Annotated in this window: 17 protein-coding genes and 2 pseudogenes; 12 read left to right on the plus strand and 7 right to left on the minus strand. The window is 54.0% G+C overall.

The window, feature by feature from the left end; genetic code table 11:
* The 5 genes and pseudogenes from IQ273_RS33800 to IQ273_RS18720 form a co-directional block, all read left to right on the plus strand.
* Positions 1-212: pseudogene (locus IQ273_RS33800) on the plus strand (IS4 family transposase); the annotation flags it as partial.
* A gap of 77 nt (positions 213-289) precedes the next feature.
* Entirely contained in the window at positions 290-706 is a 417-nt protein-coding gene (locus IQ273_RS18705) for a Uma2 family endonuclease (RefSeq protein ID WP_194024681.1), read from the plus strand.
* A gap of 53 nt (positions 707-759) precedes the next feature.
* Positions 760-2,133, plus strand: a complete 1,374-nt coding sequence (locus IQ273_RS18710) for a pentapeptide repeat-containing protein (protein ID WP_194024682.1) — start codon at positions 760-762, stop codon at positions 2,131-2,133.
* A gap of 36 nt (positions 2,134-2,169) precedes the next feature.
* Positions 2,170-2,455 (plus strand): annotated as a pseudogene (locus IQ273_RS35855) (hypothetical protein).
* The gene (locus IQ273_RS18720) at positions 2,452-2,910 is read left to right on the plus strand and encodes a nuclease (protein WP_194024683.1); all 459 of its coding nucleotides are present in this window, start codon (positions 2,452-2,454) and stop codon (positions 2,908-2,910) included. The pseudogene IQ273_RS35855 and the gene IQ273_RS18720 overlap by 4 nt, the downstream one beginning before the upstream one ends.
* Before the next feature lie 10 nt (positions 2,911-2,920).
* On the opposite strand, the gene IQ273_RS18725 is transcribed toward IQ273_RS18720, so the two are convergent.
* A complete protein-coding gene (locus IQ273_RS18725; protein WP_194024684.1) occupies positions 2,921-3,091 on the minus strand; it encodes a hypothetical protein in 171 nt (56 codons plus the stop codon).
* Between the two features lie 164 nt (positions 3,092-3,255).
* Here IQ273_RS18725 and IQ273_RS18730 point away from each other — a divergent pair, with 164 nt between their 5' ends.
* The 4 genes from IQ273_RS18730 (at position 3,256) to IQ273_RS18745 (ending at position 6,974) form a co-directional block, all read left to right on the plus strand.
* On the plus strand, positions 3,256-4,764 hold the full coding sequence (locus IQ273_RS18730; RefSeq protein WP_194024685.1) for an FAD-dependent oxidoreductase: 1,509 nt from the start codon (positions 3,256-3,258) through the stop codon (positions 4,762-4,764).
* 112 nt (positions 4,765-4,876) lie between these two features.
* Complete coding sequence (locus IQ273_RS18735) at positions 4,877-5,203, plus strand: DUF433 domain-containing protein (protein ID WP_194024686.1); 327 nt, start codon at positions 4,877-4,879, stop codon at positions 5,201-5,203.
* 2 nt (positions 5,204-5,205) lie between these two features.
* Positions 5,206-5,556 (plus strand): DUF5615 family PIN-like protein, encoded by a 351-nt coding sequence (locus IQ273_RS18740; protein ID WP_194024687.1) that lies wholly within the window; start codon positions 5,206-5,208, stop codon positions 5,554-5,556.
* An 863-nt stretch (positions 5,557-6,419) separates the two neighbouring features.
* Positions 6,420-6,974 (plus strand): REP-associated tyrosine transposase, encoded by a 555-nt coding sequence (locus IQ273_RS18745; RefSeq protein ID WP_194024688.1) that lies wholly within the window; start codon positions 6,420-6,422, stop codon positions 6,972-6,974.
* A 249-nt stretch (positions 6,975-7,223) separates the two neighbouring features.
* On the opposite strand, the gene IQ273_RS18750 is transcribed toward IQ273_RS18745, so the two are convergent.
* The 4 genes from IQ273_RS18750 to IQ273_RS18765 form a co-directional block, all read right to left on the minus strand.
* Positions 7,224-8,192, minus strand: coding sequence for a GUN4 domain-containing protein (locus IQ273_RS18750; protein WP_228053368.1), 969 nt, complete (start codon positions 8,190-8,192; stop codon positions 7,224-7,226).
* Positions 8,193-8,404: 212 nt separating this feature from the next.
* Positions 8,405-8,692, minus strand: a complete 288-nt coding sequence (locus IQ273_RS18755; RefSeq protein ID WP_194024689.1) for a hypothetical protein — start codon at positions 8,690-8,692, stop codon at positions 8,405-8,407.
* 273 nt (positions 8,693-8,965) lie between these two features.
* On the minus strand, positions 8,966-9,349 hold the full coding sequence (locus IQ273_RS18760) for a hypothetical protein (RefSeq protein ID WP_194024690.1): 384 nt from the start codon (positions 9,347-9,349) through the stop codon (positions 8,966-8,968).
* A 132-nt stretch (positions 9,350-9,481) separates the two neighbouring features.
* On the minus strand, positions 9,482-9,916 hold the full coding sequence (locus IQ273_RS18765; protein WP_194024691.1) for a hypothetical protein: 435 nt from the start codon (positions 9,914-9,916) through the stop codon (positions 9,482-9,484).
* Between the two features lie 349 nt (positions 9,917-10,265).
* Between IQ273_RS18765 and rsgA the strand changes: the two genes are divergently transcribed.
* The 3 genes from rsgA to gntK all read left to right on the plus strand — a co-directional run bounded on the left by rsgA (position 10,266) and on the right by gntK (position 14,711).
* Positions 10,266-11,327, plus strand: a complete 1,062-nt coding sequence (rsgA, locus tag IQ273_RS18770; protein ID WP_194024692.1) for a ribosome small subunit-dependent GTPase A — start codon at positions 10,266-10,268, stop codon at positions 11,325-11,327.
* 460 nt (positions 11,328-11,787) lie between these two features.
* On the plus strand, positions 11,788-13,140 hold the full coding sequence (locus IQ273_RS18775; RefSeq protein ID WP_194024693.1) for a GntP family permease: 1,353 nt from the start codon (positions 11,788-11,790) through the stop codon (positions 13,138-13,140).
* A gap of 14 nt (positions 13,141-13,154) precedes the next feature.
* Positions 13,155-14,711: a gluconokinase gene (gene gntK / locus IQ273_RS18780; RefSeq protein WP_194024697.1), complete on the plus strand. Its 1,557-nt coding sequence runs from the start codon at positions 13,155-13,157 to the stop codon at positions 14,709-14,711.
* A gap of 225 nt (positions 14,712-14,936) precedes the next feature.
* Here gntK and IQ273_RS18785 read toward each other — a convergent pair whose 3' ends face one another.
* Together IQ273_RS18785 and IQ273_RS18790 are read right to left on the minus strand one after the other, a co-directional pair.
* On the minus strand, positions 14,937-15,269 hold the full coding sequence (locus IQ273_RS18785; RefSeq protein ID WP_194024694.1) for a P-II family nitrogen regulator: 333 nt from the start codon (positions 15,267-15,269) through the stop codon (positions 14,937-14,939).
* Between the two features lie 84 nt (positions 15,270-15,353).
* Positions 15,354-16,559, minus strand: a complete 1,206-nt coding sequence (locus tag IQ273_RS18790) for a sodium-dependent bicarbonate transport family permease (protein WP_194024695.1) — start codon at positions 16,557-16,559, stop codon at positions 15,354-15,356.
* Between the last annotated feature and the right edge of the window lie 639 nt (positions 16,560-17,198).

Raw genomic sequence — 17,198 nt, forward strand, 5'->3', positions numbered from 1 at the left:
GGAGTCGTCTGGATTGGCATGGCGACCGGGGCTTGAGTTTTCTGCAACTCGGTTTGCGGGAACTGGCTCGGCTTTGCTACGAGCGTTTGCCCTTGCCCATCCTCCAAGCCTTGCCTAAGGGCAATCCACCGCCCGCTTGCGCCTCTCAATGCAAGCGAGACGCCCTAGACTGTCGCATTGAGTTCGCTAAGGTCCTCACATTCTCATGGTGAGACTGCCCTAAGTTTTCTGCACCACTAAGGCCCGCCTGATCGAACGGTTCATTATTATCCTGGTGGTTGAGCTGGGGATGCGGGTTAAAACGCTGGGGTCTACCACGCTCGATCGCGAAGATCTTGACCGAGGCGCTGAACCTGACAACGGCTATTACATCCAAAACCAGCCTCTGGTAGCGGGCCGTGCGATCGACTTAGCGGTTGATCCGCCCCCTGACCTGGTAGTGGAAGTAGACATTAACCATACCGATATCGACAAAAATGCTCTCTATGCAGCGATGGGGGTACCGGAGTTTTGGCGGTTCAATGGCAAGGTTTGGCGCATCTACGACTTGCGGGATGGGGAGTATGGTGAGTGCGATCGCTCCCCAACCTTCCCTATGGTTTCCAAAGATGACCTCTACCAGTTCCTCACCACTTGCCAGGCCGATGAAGTTGCCACTGAAATCAACTTCCGCACCTGGTTCAGAAGCCAAATTAACAAACCCTAATCAATGGGATAGCACGTAGTCTAGGATGAGGTGACGATGTAGGCTCAACGGCGATGGCAAATGAAGAACAGGTCGCTTTGCTAGAACAAGGGAGTGAGATGTGGAATGCGTGGAGAAGGAGAAATCCCGACACTGAAATAGATCTCAGCTTTGCCAACCTCAGCTTTGCTAATCTTTGTTTCGCCGACCTCTGCTTTGCTGACCTCAAATCTGCTAATTTCAGTGACGCTAGCCTCATCAAAGCCGACCTTAGTAACACCGATCTTGGTAACGCCAACTTCAGAGACGCTGACCTTAGTAACGCCGACCTTAGCTTTGCCAATCTCAGATCTACTAGCCTTATCTTCGCTAACCTTAGCTCTACTGACTGCATCTCTGCTGACTTCAGTAACACCAACCTAAGTTATGCAAACCTGAGTTATGCAAACCTCAAAGCTGCCAATCTTATTTCTGCTGACCTTAGCTATGCCGATCTTAGCTCCACCAGCCTCATAGCATCTCAGGTTCTCTATACTAATTTCACTCAGGCAACGCTTACGGGAGCTTGTATATTTGACTGGCAAATTGGCAACTCAACTATCCTCAAGGGCGTCAAATGTGACTATATTTTTCGTACTTATGATGATGATAAGAGGCAATTCTCCAGCCGTCTCCCTATCGATCCTGAGAGCAATTTTGCCCCCAGTGAATTCATTCAACGCTTCCAAATCATCGCCAGTGCCCTAGAAACTATCGATATTACCTTCACTAAGGGCATCGACTGGAAAGCCTTTTTCCAGTCCTTCCAGGAACTGCGGCAGCGGTATCCCAAGCAAAATATTGGTATCCAAGGCATTGAGGAGAAGGAAGGAGCACTGACAGTTCGTTTAAAGGTGGCATCCGACAAAACAGGAGCAGAACTGGAGAGGCTTAAAGGCTATATTGAAACCACTGAAAAACAGCTATATTCAGTTCAACTCTCATTGCGTGAAGCAGAAGGGAAAATCGAAGTATATCGAGAGATGATGGGAGTAGTTCAAACTTTAGCGTTGAGACCTATGGGCGACCAAAATTTCTATGCTCCAGTGGGCAATGTGGCGGGCACTAATCAGGGGCAAATGACCGCTTACATTAACCAAAACAATGAGGCCATCAGCCAGCTCATCGCTGCGCTCCGGACTTCTGCCCAGACCTTTCCTCCAGAGCAAAAAGACGATGTGCTCATGGAGCTAGATGATCTGGAAGGCGATCTCAGCAAGCCCGAAAAGCAAGAGCCAAAGCGCATCGGCAAACGCTTACAACGGCTGATCGCAGCAGGGACAGCCGCCGCAACTCTGGCAGGGGGAGCCGCCACCTTTGCAGGCGACATTAACCACTTCACCGCAAACGTGCTGGATCTGGGGGAGAAGATTGGCCTGACCAGAGACGCGATCCAAAGCAATCCGTAGCTTAGGTAGGATGAGATTGTATATTCTCGAAAACCTATGACCCTAACTCTCAACCTACCTCCAGAACTGGAGCAATACCTTATACAAGAAGCCCAGCAGCAGGGGCTGTCGGTTGAGGCTATGACATTAAAGGTTATTAGCCAGATCCATAGCCCTGAAGCAACAACAGACTGAAGCTGCGGATATGCTCCAATCGTGGATTGATGATGAGGATGTTGAAGACCAGCAATCAACGGGTCAATATCTGCTCCAGGCACTAGATGAAGATCGGCTCTCTGACCGTCAGCTATTTCCCCCAGAGTTAAAAGGCCTCACCTGGTGAGCCGAGTTGTTGTCTTGGATACAGGCCTCGTTGGGCTTGTTACAAACCCTAAGTTCTCCGAGCAGAGCGTCGCCTGTAACCGCTGGCTACAGGCACACCTCAGGGCAGGCAGTCGCATTCTGCTGCCTGAAATTGCCGATTATGAGGTTCATCGCGAGCTATTGCGGGCCAATAAGCTGAAAGGGCTGAATCGCTTAGATCATCTGGCTAATGCGATCGACTACATGCCCCTAACAACGGCAGCAATGCACCAAGCCGCTCAACTTTGGGCGCAGGCACGGCAGCAAGGGCAACCAACAGCAGGAGACAAAACCATTGACGGAGATATGATCCTCATCGCTCAGGCCATAACTTTGGATGCCCAAGATGTTGTGATTGCAACAACCAATGTGGGCCATCTGTCGAGATTCATTACCGCTGATGAATGGCAGAATATTTCACCGAGCAATCTATGACAGCGCTTTGCTACGACTTTTCCTGATCCTTCACCCAGCTTCTTACGGCTCGCCGCAGGGCCAGCCGCCCCGCCGATCGCTGCGATTCAATCAGCTGCGGCAGAGCGCGAATATCCAGCGTGGGAAACACTTGGCTTTGCTCTAGTGTCGCATAGCGATCGCCTTCCATCAGGTAAATCATCAGCACACCGCTGTCATAGCATCAGATTTCCGGTGCGCCCAGCCGCGCGTAGATTGGTACAAATAAATGGCTATCAGGCTGGGTGGTAGCCCTGGGCCATAGAGCGTTTGCCTTGGCCTCGCCTAAATGACGTAGGGTAAAAGGGTGAATGCAAGGAATGTGCCATGACAACGGAGTATACCGGGCAGAAAAAGGTAGTCGTGGTCGGGGCTGGCTGGGCTGGTCTAGGTTCGGCCTACCACCTGGCGCGGCAGGGCTACGCTGTTACACTCCTGGAGGCAGGCGCTTATCCCGGCGGGCTAGTCGCGGGCTGGCAAACGCCCCAGGGCCGCGCCGTCGAGGCGGGCATTCATGGGTTTTGGTACCCGTACCGCAATATTTTTGCCCTCACCGACCATCTGGGTATTCAGCCCTTTACCGAGTGGACGCGATCGGCCCAGTATTCGCCCCACGGTCTGGAGGTCGAGTCGCCGCTGTTTCAGGCCCAGCCCTACCTGCCCACGCCCCTTGGCACGTTTCTCTATACCGATTTCAAGCGCCTGCCGCTAATCGATCGCCTCTCGGCCCTGCCCCTGTTGCAGGCGCTAATCGACTTCGACAACTCCGACGAAGCCTGGCAAAAGTACGATCGCATCACTGCCCGTGAGCTATTTCGCCAGTACGGCGTATCGGCCCGGCTCTACCACGAGTCGTTTGAGCCGATGCTGCTGGTAGGGCTGTTTGCCCCTGGGGAGCAGTGCTCGGCGGCGGCGGCGCTGGGGATGCTCTACTACTTCATCTTGGCCCACCAGCCCGATTTTGACGTGCGTTGGTGCCGGGGTACGGTGGGGGCGCAGATCTTTCGGCCCTGGACAGAGGCGATCGAGCAGGCGGGGGGCAAAATTCTCGCCAACCATAGGGTGTCGGATGTAACGGTGGAAAACAACCGGGTGACGGCAGTGGTCTGCGGCGACGAGGTGTTTGAGGCCGATGCGGTGGTGTTTGCCGTGGGCATCAGCGGGCTGAAGAAGATTGTGGAACAGTCGTCACATCTGAGGGATCGCCAGGAATTCCGAGATATTCGCAATTTGGGCGCGATCGACGTGCTGGCCGCACGGCTGTGGCTCGATCGCAAAGTCAATATTCCCCTGCCCTCCAACGCCTGCTTTGGCTTTCACCCCACCACCGGCTGGACGTTCTTTGACCTCAACGCGCTGCACGACGAGTACCGCGACGAACCGGGCACTGTGGTCGAGGCCGACTACTACCACGCCAACCAGCTATTGCCGCTGGATGACGACCAGGCGATCGCCCAGGTGCAGCAAGATTTAGCCGGGTGCATTCCCGCTTTTGGCGAGGCGAAGATCGTTGACCACGCCGTGGTGCGCATTGCCCAGGGGGTGACGCACTTTGCCCCCGGCAGCTACCGCTACCTGCTGCCCGCCACCACCAGCTTCGACAATCTGTTTATGGCGGGCGATTGGATTGTCACCCGCCACGGTTCGTGGTCGCAGGAAAAGGCCTACGTGACGGGGCTAGAGGCAGCAAACCATGTGATTGCAACGCTGGGACAGGGGCAACCCGCCACGATTTTGCCGGTGATTCCGGATGAGCCGCACATTCAGGCACTGCGAGCCGCGAATCGCTGGGTGCGGCAGGGGTTGCAGGGGTTGCCGAGCTTCTGGTTACCGTAGGGGATGGTGACCATACCTTTTGGTCTATAGGGATTAGCCAAGCAGGATTCAGTATAAATAGGTCGTAGATTCTAAAATTGAATCAGTACATGAATCAAGAGTCTAGATGCCCATGACGCTGGATGAGCTGCGAACCCATTTATTGGCGCTGACCTCTGAGGAGAAGGCTGAGGTAGTTCAGCTTTTGGTGCAAAACCTGGGCAATGCTTGGCCTGGGGTCGAAAAGACACCGGGGGTCGTTGGAGGAGATGCTTGCATTGCTGGAACCCGTATTCCTGTTTGGGACTTGGTGCAGTATCGTCGTCTGGGTGCTTCTGATGCCAAAGTTTTGGAGGCTTATCCGCAGTTAACCGCGACGGATTTGACCCACGCTTGGCAGTATGCTGAGGCCCATGCTGCGGAAATTGAATTTGCGATACAGCAGAACGAGGCAGCGTAAGGGTGCTGCGCCTCTATGCTGATGAGCAGTTTCCGTTGCCAGTGGTACAAAGATTGAGGGCCTTGGGGTACGATATCCTGACCGCTCAAGCGGCTGGGCAGGCTAATCAGCGCATTCCTGATGATCAGGTGTTAGCTTTTGCAACGGCCGAGAATCGAGCTGTTATTTCCCAGAATCGTCGCAACTTTATTCGGCTGCACCAAGAAAATCCAAACCACGCAGGTATTGTTGTCTGCTCTAAAAATTTGGATTGGGATGATTTTGCGACTGCCATTCATCAGACACTGAGCAATTATGAGATGCTTACGGATAAGTTGATACGCATTACCAGGCTTTCAGGCGGTCAACCGTAGGGTGTATTCGCGGCTTAAATTTTACTGTGCAACAAACAGATCGCTCCCTTGGCCGCAATGCACCGATTATCTGTTGCTGAGTCGGAGAAAATGGCGGCTGCATTCCGAATTTGCAAATTCATTGCTCTAATGGGTAAACTACCTGTCATTCACGTACAAACAGGAATTTACGCCGGTATAGCTTACTCTCAAATGGATTTCCACCTGCTTAGGAACGATGTAGCACACTTATAAAGCTGAGATGCACCCTGAATGGCGTCGGATGTGAAAGATGCTTGCGTTTGTCCACTATTTCAACCGCACGATAGTGAATTCATGCAAACGAAACTACGCGGGCAAACCTTCGGCCTTGTGGTAGCTGTACTGGTTTATGCCATCGAGTCCTAGAGAAGCGGGGGTTTGAAGCTCGCCTTTCATAGACAGATCGATCGCCTGCCACCACAGCGAACTCCAGCACTCTTTGCAAAAATTGCTCTGTAGTATAGCAGCCTCGCCGCACTTGCATCGGGAACGTACTGACCTGGCCATATTTATTTCCTCAGCATTGTATCTACTTGTTCATTCAATTTTCGACGTAAGCAGCCTTTAATCTGCAGGCTCTACAGGGGTAGTTACGATTCTCTCAAAGGGTATAAGTTTGTCATCGCCTTCGACTACTTCCACAGAAGGGGTTGAGGCTAGCACAACCCAACCATTCTGCCCTTTTGCTCTCCTAATGCCCTGTTCCGACGAGCAGCTCTGACCATAAGCAAAGGCTTTACATTTCAACACGGGACGCTGCTTGTAGGGTGCCGTCATGGCGCAGCCTGACGCACCACATCCGATCTGGGAATGATCACATCAATCTCACAAATCTACAATCAATGCCCGATTACCGTAGACATTACGTTCCTGGTGGAACTTATTTCATCACCCAAGTCACTTACAAAAGACAACCCTGGCTTTGCACGGAGCTAGGCAGAACGGCTCTTCGCCATGCGCTTAAGCATGTTCAGCAGAATCGTCCCTTTCAAATTCAGGCCTTTGTATTGCTGCCCGATCACTTCCACACGATCTGGACGCTGCCATCGGAGGACAGCAATCTGTCAACGCGAATGAGGTTAGTTAAACAGACGGTGACGAAATACTATGGCAAAGAATTAGAACAGGATACTGTGCTCTCTACATCTCGAAGCAAGCGTAAGGAACGTAATGTTTGGCAGCGACGGTTTTGGGAACATCAGATTCGAGATGAGGCTGACTTTTCCTGTCATTTTGACTACATTCATTACAACCCAGTGCGCCATGGGTTGTGTGAGGCTCCCCGGAGTTGGCCATTTTCAAGTTTTCATCGGTTAGTGCAGGAAAAGATTTATCCGTTGGATTGGGGAGGCATTGCAATTGATTATGCTGATGTGCTGGGAGTTTGGGACGTTTGAAGGATGGGTTGGAGGAATAATGGATGAGGTTTTGGTGCGTCACGCTGCGCGATGACAGCACCCTACCAACTTAAATCCAGACATTGTGCGACTGCGGTTTGAGCCACCTTGAAAGAGAAACCCGGTTTTTTTGAAAAACCGGGTTTCTGGGTACCCCGTGGTGCCAGGTAACGGATCGCTAGAAGGTAGGTAAATCGTGTAAAAAGCGGCGCTTCACAAACTTTAAGAAACGGCTAGAACTGGCTTGTGCTACAGTTTACAAGTCTTTGCGCGAGAGAAGAACCCCAACAAAACCGGAAAATCAAAAACAAAATAAAATCGCCACGCAGGAAATTCTCCCGTGGGGGATAAAGAGGGATTTGCTTTCAGGTTGCATCTTGAGTAAAACAGGTCTTTGCCCTCTTTGCGCCAGCCGACGCGATCGCAGAATGCTTTCCAAGTCTCTATATGATAATTGCCATCAAGCGGGTTACCTGTCTCTACATAAATTCGTTTTTGCACGCTAAAGCCAAACTTGCCCTGGCTGTACTTCACCCAAAGCCGATCAAGAGTCAGCAGATCTTCGCAGGGAAATTCTTCTAAATCTTTGTGGTCAAACCTCTGTTCTTCTTTTTTTCCCACAGTAGTAATCATTAGCCGATAGGTTTCCTGATCTGCCTCACGCCACTGCCCGGCTTTTAATAAGTCGCGCAGGTTTCGGTAGTCAATCCCTCTTTCAGAACTTAGGTCATCTTCTGGGTGGGGGGGTGGCGCAGCATAGGCATTACTCGATGCTTGAGAAGTACCGTACTGTCGGGTGGGCTTGCGCTGGGTGATGCCCCACTCTAGAGAAAATAGCGCTCTTTCGTCTTCGATGCTGTCTTGAAATGAGACGGCATGAAACTCTTGCAAAAAAATGAGTTCTTCTGGAATTTCCTCAACTCCTGGTAGCAGCACCGGAATAACAGGTACACCGCGTCGAACGCATTGACTGATAAAAGATTTTAGCTCTAGCGCCTGCCAACGCCCCAGCCCATCTGGTCCCAAGAAGATTGCTGCCGACTTTATACATCCAATCGCCTGCTGAATCTCGCTTTGAAATGTGGTGCCAGGGGCAATTTCTTCTTCGTCAAGCCAGGGGCGAATGCCCAAATCTGCGAGTTTACGATAGATACGGCGAATCAGCGGTTTGTCTTTACTGGTGTGGGCTAAGAAAACGTCAAACTGCTGCTCGGTCATCGATCGCTTGCCCCGCTGGCGTTAGCCCTTGCCTATCCAGAGTTTAGCCCGAATTGCTAGCCCTGTCTTTGTGCGATCGTTCCTACGCTCGGCGTGGGAATACCCCGGTGGCGCTCCAACGCCCTGGACTGGAAGACGCTGGAGCGTAGGGGGGAGCGGTGTCAACGCAGGAGCGTTGGCAACATCAGCTATGGGAGGCGGGGATAGGTCTTCTAACCCAACTGTCGATAGCGCAGCAGGTAGCTAAACACTTCGCCTTGCTCTGGGGTGATCAAAATCCCTGATTCTGGGATGGTGAACAGGCGGCTCCACTTCAGGCGCTCGGCGTACTGGAGCAGATGCAGGTGGTTAATCGCGCCCTGCACTCCTTCTGGTGAACCGATGATCAGGTGATGCAATCGTTCGCGCCCTGGCTGGGAGTTGGGAGTAGTCAGGCGCAAGGGATTCAGATCCCCGAGTTCTTGAAGAACTCGGGGATCTTGACGAGTCAAACACAACATGAGGGATTCCTCCAAAAAGATGGATGGGTAGGAAATCCCCAAAAACTTGGCCGCCCCAGACATGTGCAGTTCAGGGCGGCCAGGTAAAATCAACCTTAGCCTCCGAGACAGCTCCGATCTGTCGACGGGGTTAGCCGCTGGTTGGTGCTCTAACACCTTCCAGTGGCGCTTGACCAAATTTTTGGGAAGACAAGCTGCACGCACACAGCTATAGCCGAGTAATGTAAGCGATCGCGCCGTCCAGCGCAAGTAAGAATTGTTACACTCTCAGCTTCAGGTCATCGTATCCTGCGCCGAGTAGTCTCTGAGCTTAGTCCAGTAACCTTCGAGCTTAGCCGAGTAGTCTCTGAGCTTAGTCGAGTAGTCTCTGAGCTTAGTCGAGTAGTCTTTGAGCTTAGTCGAGTAGTCTTTGAGCTTAGTCGAGTAGTCTCTGAGCTTAGTCGAGTAGTCTTTGAGCTTAGTCGAGTAGTCTTTCAGCTTAGTCGAGTAGTCTTTGAGCTTAGTCGAGTAGTCTCTGAGCTTAGTCGAGTAGTCTCTGAGCTTAGTCGAGTAGTCTTTGAGAGTAGCCGGAGAGTCTTTGGGATTAGTTGAGCAATCCCTGAGTTTACGTAGATACTGTTTAAGGACTGACAGACTACTAGCTTTCTTGCGGTGCATTGCTGCGCGAATGCACCCTACAGCACCGTCATTTCTAGCCTTGACGCTTCACTAAGATACCGTGAGCGGTACATTGTGGCCCAGAGATCGAGACGGGGAGCAGCACAGGGACTTGAGGGCCAGTAATATACTCTACGAGATCGGAACAGGGACTAATCTACCAGCCCAGCGGTTGCGACCGTAGCGCTGGAGAAGCTTTTTGCGTCGCCGCTGCTTGGGTGGCCCGGTGAGGATAGCCAAGCTGTAGACCACCAGGTAAACACCAGCCCAAATGCTGTAGGCGTGGATAGAAACGCTGAGCTGGGGGCCACCGTAGTAGCGCATGAGCGTAGTCGACAAATCGACCAAGTAGATACTAAAGATAGCCCAGCGAATAAACGGAAAACACTTTCTAGCTAAGGGATATCGCGCAGAACCAATAAAGAAGACCGGATATTGCAGATACATCAGTAAAAAGAACGCCATGGCGAATACGATGCCGATCGCCGCAATCAGCGTATAGTTTTCCCCCAAAGAATCTAGGGTGATGCCAAGAGCCAAGAGCATGGCCGCAGTAACGTTGATCATCGCTATCCCTTAAACAATCACTGGTTTATGTCAGAAAGTGTTCTAGGGGTTAGAGTTCCCCAACCTGGAAATAGTTTAGTCAACCGAAAAAGATTTGTAGATTTGCTGCAAAGTTGACCGTGTTACCGCGATCGCTGTGGCAAGCGTTGTAGTCTTGAAAGTGGGCGGGCCAATGACTGGCCCAAATGCCCTGTCAATCAGTGCCAAGCATGAGCACCAGGGAGGTGACCTATGGCTGAGTCGGTATTGGGTAGCAATCCATTGTTTTGCTGGCAAGGCTAAGCGGCACCTCTGGTGGGTTGACCGCATGAAGCCTTGCCCTACGTAGGCTTCATTTGAGGAAAGACCCTTGAACTTAATTGAATTGGGCGGGTGGAGTGCCACCTGCGATCGCGCGTTTGCCCCTTGGGCAGAGGCGGGTTTTGAGGCGGGCCGAGTAGCGCTGGAGCATCGCGGTGCCTATCAGCTGTTGACCCCCGTTGGAAACTTATCGGCAGAGGTAGCTGGGCAATTTCGCCACCAGACCGAGGATAGTCAAACCTTCCCAGCGGTGGGCGACTGGGTGGTGGTGCAGCGGCAGGAAGGTGCCCCTGCCATCATCCACGCGGTGCTGCCCCGCCAGAGCGAGTTTGTGCGCAAGGCGGCGGGCGGCAAAACCGAGGGCCAGGTGGTGGCGGCCAATATCGATACCGTGTTTTTGGTGTGCGGTCTCGACGGCGACTTTAATCTGCGCCGCATTGAGCGCTACCTGGTGGCCGCCTGGGAAAGTCGGGCCAGGCCAGTTATCGTGCTGAATAAGGCGGATACCTGCGCGGATTTGGGCGATCGCCTCGCTCAGGTTGAATCCATTGCGATCGGTGTGCCCATCCACGCCGTCAGCGCTGCGACAGGGGCAGGGCTAGAGCAGCTCGCCCCTTACCTGGGGCCGGGGCAAACCGTGGCGCTGATCGGCTCGTCGGGAGTGGGTAAGTCAACGCTGACGAACCACTTTCTTGGCGTTCCATACCAGGCCACCCAATCTGTACGCGCTGACGATAGTCACGGGCGGCATACCACCACCGGGCGACACCTGCTGCCGTTGCCCTCGGGGGCGCTGCTAATCGACACGCCGGGGATGCGGGAACTACAGCTGTGGACGACCAGCGAAGGGCTAGGGGCGACCTTTGCCGATATTGAGGAACTGGCGGAAAATTGTCGGTTTCGCGACTGTCGGCACCAGGGCGAGCCGGGTTGTGCGGTGGAGGACGCAATCGCGGCAGGCGATCTGGAGCGCGATCGCCTGCATAGCTACCACAAGCTCCAGCGCGAGCAGCAGTGGATCGACCAGCGCCAGGATGCCCGCGCTAGCCTCAACAGCAAGCGCAGGTGGAAGACGATTCACAAAGCGATGCGCGATCGCCCGAAACAGTAGAAAAAGTCATCCTACTTGAGGGATAAATTTTGGTGCAGTATTCAGCGAATTGTCGAATACTGCACCAAAATTGCATGACACGGTTTATTTTTATGAACCAAGTTTATACTCGCCAGTTCTTTCTTTTTAAGATGAGAGTTGTTGGCAAAAGTTGGCGTTGCCGATCAAGAGGAATCTGGGTTTTCAGACTTCCCTGGTTTTACATTGAGTTAACTTACCTATAACTCAATAAGCAATATTGCCTCTATTTCTGTGATCGTCTTCATGCCATTTTAGCCTCAACTCTAGGCCAGGTTAACCGCTGTGGCCCTTGTCAATAGAGGATAGTAGTAAGCATATCCATCTCTTGACCGATTGACTTTTTCTGACCTTTGCGATTTTTGCACGGTTGACAGCGGTTTTCAGAGCTTAGTTTTTTGTCGAAATAACGCCTGGTTATAAATACACAGGATTTTGGGAAATGTCTACATTTTCATTGTTATTTATTGCAGTGCTGGGCATTGCCCTGCTGCTTTTTTTAGTCATTGTGCTGCGGCTACAGGCCTTTTTGGCGCTGCTGCTGGTGAGCTTTTTTGTGGCGATTATTGGCGGCATTCCCCCGGCTGAGATTGCTGGCGTAATTCAGGAGGGGATGGGCAACACTCTGGGCTACATTGCCATTGTGATCGCCCTGGGAGCGATGTTTGGCGAGATACTTCAGGTCTCGGGCGGGGCCGAGCAGATTGCCAACTCGCTAGTGAAAAAGTTTGGCGAAGACAATGCCCAGTGGGCCTTGGGCCTGGCCGGGCTAGTGATTGCCATTCCGGTATTTTTCGACGTAGCGCTGATTTTGTCGATTCCGCTGGTGTATAGCCTGGGTCGGCGAACGGGGCGATCGCTGCTGTACTATGCGATTCCTCTGGTGGCGGGCATTGCGGTGGGTCACTCGTTCATTCCACCGACGCCGGGGCCAGTGGCGGTGGCCTCGCTAATTGGGGCCGATCTGGGCTGGGTTATTCTGATGGGTCTGCTTGCGGGCATTCCAGCTATGGCGATTGGTGGGGTGTACTTTGGCAAAAAAATTGCGGGCAAAATTCACCTCGATGTGCCCGCCGAAATGGAAGAAGCTGCCCCACCGCCCCAGGGCACTCCGCTGAAAGAACTGCCCAGCTTTGGCATGGTGATGACCCTAGTGGCCATTCCGCTGGTGCTGATTTTGCTCAACACCGTGCTGGGGGTGGTCTTGCCCGAGGGCAACGTGGTGCGCAACTGGGCCGCATTCATTGGTCACCCGTTCGTGGCGCTGACCCTGGTAACGCTGCTGTCGTTCTACTTTTTAGGTACGCTGCGCGGCTACACCCGCAACGATATTCAGCGCATTGCCACCAAATCCTTCGAGCCGATTGGGTTGATCATTCTGGTTACCGGGGCCGGTGGCGTGTTTGGCCGCACCCTGATTGCAACAGGCGTTGGGGAAGCGCTGGCTACCGCCATGGCCGCATCTAATCTGCCGATCATTCTGCTGGCCTTTTTGATTGCTGTGGTTGTGCGGGTCAGCCAGGGGTCGGCCACAGTGTCGATGGTAACGGCGGCAGGCCTGGTCGCGCCAGCGGTAGAACTCGGCAATTATTCGCCGCCGCTGATTGCCGCAATTGTGATTGCGATCGCATCTGGTGCCACCGTCCTTTCCCACGTCAACGACTCGGGCTTTTGGCTGGTGGGCAAATTCTTGGGTATGACTGAGAAGCAAACCCTGCAGTCGTGGACGGTGATGGAGACCATCATTGGCTTAGTCGGCCTGGGGATTATGCTGATCGTGGGACTCTTCTTGTAATGACAGGCACCGCAATGGCCGAACAAAACTACATTATCGGGGTGGATATTGGCACCACCAGCACCAAGTCGGTGCTGTTTACCGAGGCGGGCAAGGTGGTGGGCAAAGCTCTGGTCACCTACCCCCTCTACACCCCCGATGTCGCCACCGCCGAGCAGGACCCGGAGGAGATTTTTACGGCCGTAGTCAACACAGTACGGGGGGTGATGGAAGCCTACGTACTCAACCCCTCGCAGGTGCTGGGGCTCTCCTTTAGCGCGGCTATGCACAGCCTGATTTTGGTGGATAAGGACGGCGAACCGATCAGCCGCAGCATCACCTGGGCCGACAACCGCAGCACCGGCTGGGACAAGCGCATCAAGGCCGACATGGATGGCCACGCAGTCTACCGGCGCACGGGCACCCCCATTCACCCCATGTCGCCCCTGGTCAAGCTGGCCTGGCTACGCCACGAACAGCCTGAGCTATTTCAGCGGGCAGCGCGGTTTATTTCGATCAAAGAGTATGTGTTTTATCGGCTGCTGGGTCGCTACGTGGTCGACCACTCCATTGCCACAGCCATGGGGCTGCTGAATTTGGAAACGTTGGATTGGGATCAGGGCGCTCTGGCGATCGCCGGAGTCGATCCATCATTCCTGTCAGAGCTGGTGCCTACCACCACCGTTCTCAAGGGGCTAAAACCCGCTATGGCCGAGGCGATGGGCCTGCGGGCCGAGACGCCGCTGATTATAGGCGCTAGCGATGGCGTGCTGTCGAACCTGGGGGTGGGGGCGATCGCCCCTGGTCTGGTTGCCGTCACCGTAGGCACCAGCGGCGCGGTGCGGGCAGTAGTCGATCGCCCCATCACCGACCCCCAGGAGCGGCTGTTTTGCTACCCCCTCACCGAGCACCAGTGGGTAATTGGCGGCGCGGTCAACAATGGCGGCATTGCTCTGCGCTGGGTGCGTGACCAGCTCGCCGACGCCGAGGTGGCCACCGCCAAACGCCTGGGTCAGGATGTCTACAGCCTGCTGACCCGAATGGCCGGGGCAGTATCCCCCGGCTCCGAGGGACTGCTGTTTCATCCCTACCTGATGGGCGAGCGATCGCCCCTGTGGAACGCCAACGCCCGGGCCTCGTTCTTTGGCCTCAGCGTCAAGCACACCAAATCGCACATGGTGCGGGCGGTGCTGGAGGGCATTGTCTACAACCTCTACCTGGTGCTAAAAGCGCTGGAGGATTTTGCTGGCCCAGCGACGCTGATTCAGGCCACCGGCGGCTTTGCCGAGTCGCCCCTGTGGCGACAGATGATGGCCGATATTTTTAACCGCGAAGTGACCATTCCCGAGCACTACGAAAGCTCTTGCCTGGGGGCCGCCGTGCTCGGGCTCCACGGTCTGGGTCGGGTGACATCGCTCGATATGGTCAGCACCATGATTGGCGCTACCTATCGGCATCAGCCCATCCCCGAGAAAGTGACAGTCTACAAAAAGGTGCTGCCCGTGTTTGAGCACCTGACCGAGGTGTTTGCGCGGGAATACGATGCGATCGCCGCCCTGCAAGCCGAGCTAAGCAACATCGACTTGCCCTGAATAGGTAACGCTGGCCAATTCGCTTAAGACAGTACTACCGTCTGTCGCCAAGTCTGGGACGGCGAACTGGCGTATAGCCATCGGCTGTAGGTTGCCTACAAAACCGTCCTAACCTTTGTGACGATGGCTATAGCGTAGGCACTGCTAGCCCGATCAAAACCCAGCCGATCAAAACCAAAAAGCCGGGGGTCATGCCCCGGCTTTTTAGGTCTGCGTCATCTCGGCTCAACAGCCTTCTGGGCCACAGAACGTGTGCGCGTACAGTACCTCCGCCTCACAGATATAGGAAATGCCCGCATAATCGTTGAAAAATTCCACTGCGACCCGATCCGCAATCTTCTCGGCCATATCCCGACTTTCGGTGAGCACCTCGAACTTTATATTCGCGGTGGTGTCGGAAACATTGGGCTGTCCCGATGAGCGCACGCTGCGACTACCTTTACCGCCAGTTTCTAGCACCGTATAACCGGTGGCTCCGGCTTCGCTGATGATTTGGGCGACCTTTTTCAGCAGAATCTTTTCCGTGATGATGACGAGTTTGTTGGCTATCTTGCCCATGTAGGTAACCTCCTTGTGTGTGTATTTATTGAACTACTTAGTCGCGGGCCAGGGAAGCCCTGGCAGACCGCGACCCGCCTGAAATTAGCTGCCGATGATCGCTTGGGCAAGTCCGACGAAGAGTGGTATGCCGATAGCGATCGCAACTGGCGTGCCGACGGCTGTAGACGCGCCGATGTAGGCAGAGGGATTGGCTGACGGGATACCGGCCCGCAAGGTGGGCGGCCCGGAGATGTCTGAACTGGAGGCGGCAATAACGGACAGGAGCGCAACGCCGCCAGCACTGAACCCCGTGGCGTAGTGGGCAATCATGCCGAGACCGAAGCCAATGAACCCATGCAGCAGGGGCGCGATCGCAGCATACAGAGCGTACCACTGGGCCACCTTGCGCAGCTCGTTAATCCTTGACCAGGCCTCCATACCCATAACCAGCATCAGGATTGAAAGCAGGCCGCGGAAGAGGGGCTCGTAGAAGCTTTCAACGACACTTTCCGGCCGGGTTAAGATGCCGAGAGCGAGACCGAGCAGCAATGCCGATAGGGCAGATCCCTGGAGGCTTTCCTTCACGATGGGCCAGATCTTGACTCCATTGCTTGGAGCACCGCTCGGCCCGCTAGAATACCCACCGGCGCTACCACCCGACTCGCCAGGGTATCCGCCTGCAGTACCGCTGCGCTGATCGATAGGAGCCCCGCCTGCGGCAACCGGCTGGTCGATGGGAGCCCCGCCTGCGGCCACTGGCTGCATGCCGGTATAACCATCCTTGCCGATATACTTCTCGTTTTTGAGATACTTGTCGCGCTTCTGCTTGCTGGTATAAATGCTGGCCAAGACGATCGCCGTCACGAGCGCTGGGATATCCATAAAGGGATAGAGTGCGCCTGCCCAAGGCTCGTAGAAGACGCCTTGGGCGTCTAGTACTGTGATGCCGGCAGCGAGGGTAGAGCCACTCACGGCACCGAACAAGCCTCCGGTCGCAAGGGCATCTGTGGCTCTAATGCCCGGCAGCTTGCCCAACGTGTAGTTCGCGATAAACACGATCGAGATCCCTATTGCCGTGGCGAACAGCGCGGGCAACAGCATCTCCGTCAGATTGGACTCGCGGATCGCAATGCCGCCCAGCAGGCCGACCTTGATCAGCAGCATGAAGACGATGAACTTATAGATCGCATCTGGGATGGCCAGTTGGCTACCGAGGGCGGCAATGACAATACCACCAAGTAGAAAGCCGAGCGTAGGGGACTGCAACTGCGCCCCGAATTTCGTTAAGAACTCTGCCAAGAAATCCACTAAAACCTCCTTCCGCCCCCTCTGCAAGGGGTGATTACTGTGATAGGTGAGCTTTGAAGAGTAGGGGTGAAACGCTTCACCCCTACAGCACAGGTGCTACGAGAGAACCTGTTAACAGGGTATTTAGAGATAGCTGCTCTCCGAATGGGGCCGGAAGGTGTCGCTATCTCGCATCACCCTTTATAGACCCTTATCTATCAAGAACCGAATCTCTATGTGCTTAAGTCTATCCTGAAACGTATTGGTTTTTGCGCTCCCTTGACCTGGATTTGAAACGCAATGTCAAATTTAAGTCATAAGTTTCTCTTATTTTTCTGGAAGCCTATATATCCCTGGTTAATGTGAATTGCGATCGCAGACTTTTCTTTACACGTTGTTGTCATCCAGAAAAGCTCTTTATTTCTAGACAGCAACAACATTGCCGCTCTACAGCCGCTAGTAACCCTCACGAATCTCAAACCCCTGTCGCGGTACAACTCGACATTGTGGGGTTGTCTTTGTCGATGTCGCACCGGAATGTGTCAACAAAAATGAGACAAAAACTAAAAAGAGATTAGTGTGGAACCGCCGGGCTGTTAGGAGCCGCCAGCGGTGGATTGATCCAAACGGCAGTGGGCACAACAGGTGGGCTGGGCGGAT

It is taken from the genome of Nodosilinea sp. LEGE 07298, from assembly GCF_015207265.1.
In the GTDB taxonomy this organism is placed as follows: Bacteria; Cyanobacteriota; Cyanobacteriia; order Phormidesmidales; family Phormidesmidaceae; genus Nodosilinea.

Bases quoted from the DNA above. Each gene is read 5' to 3' on its own strand.
- IQ273_RS18775 (WP_194024693.1), top strand. From the start codon at position 11,788: ATGTCTACATTTTCATTGTTATTTATTGCAGTGCTGGGCATTGCCCTG.
- IQ273_RS18730 (WP_194024685.1), top strand. From the start codon at position 3,256: ATGACAACGGAGTATACCGGGCAGAAAAAGGTAGTCGTGGTCGGGGCT.
- IQ273_RS18750 (WP_228053368.1), bottom strand. From the start codon at position 8,192: ATGACCGAGCAGCAGTTTGACGTTTTCTTAGCCCACACCAGTAAAGAC.
- IQ273_RS18705 (WP_194024681.1), top strand. From the start codon at position 290: ATGCGGGTTAAAACGCTGGGGTCTACCACGCTCGATCGCGAAGATCTT.
- gntK (WP_194024697.1), top strand. From the start codon at position 13,155: ATGGCCGAACAAAACTACATTATCGGGGTGGATATTGGCACCACCAGC.
- IQ273_RS18725 (WP_194024684.1), bottom strand. From the start codon at position 3,091: ATGATTTACCTGATGGAAGGCGATCGCTATGCGACACTAGAGCAAAGC.
- IQ273_RS18710 (WP_194024682.1), top strand. From the start codon at position 760: ATGGCAAATGAAGAACAGGTCGCTTTGCTAGAACAAGGGAGTGAGATG.
- IQ273_RS18755 (WP_194024689.1), bottom strand. From the start codon at position 8,692: ATGTTGTGTTTGACTCGTCAAGATCCCCGAGTTCTTCAAGAACTCGGG.
- IQ273_RS18735 (WP_194024686.1), top strand. From the start codon at position 4,877: ATGACGCTGGATGAGCTGCGAACCCATTTATTGGCGCTGACCTCTGAG.
- IQ273_RS18745 (WP_194024688.1), top strand. From the start codon at position 6,420: ATGCCCGATTACCGTAGACATTACGTTCCTGGTGGAACTTATTTCATC.
- IQ273_RS18785 (WP_194024694.1), bottom strand. From the start codon at position 15,269: ATGGGCAAGATAGCCAACAAACTCGTCATCATCACGGAAAAGATTCTG.
- IQ273_RS18765 (WP_194024691.1), bottom strand. From the start codon at position 9,916: ATGATCAACGTTACTGCGGCCATGCTCTTGGCTCTTGGCATCACCCTA.
- IQ273_RS18760 (WP_194024690.1), bottom strand. From the start codon at position 9,349: ATGCACCGCAAGAAAGCTAGTAGTCTGTCAGTCCTTAAACAGTATCTA.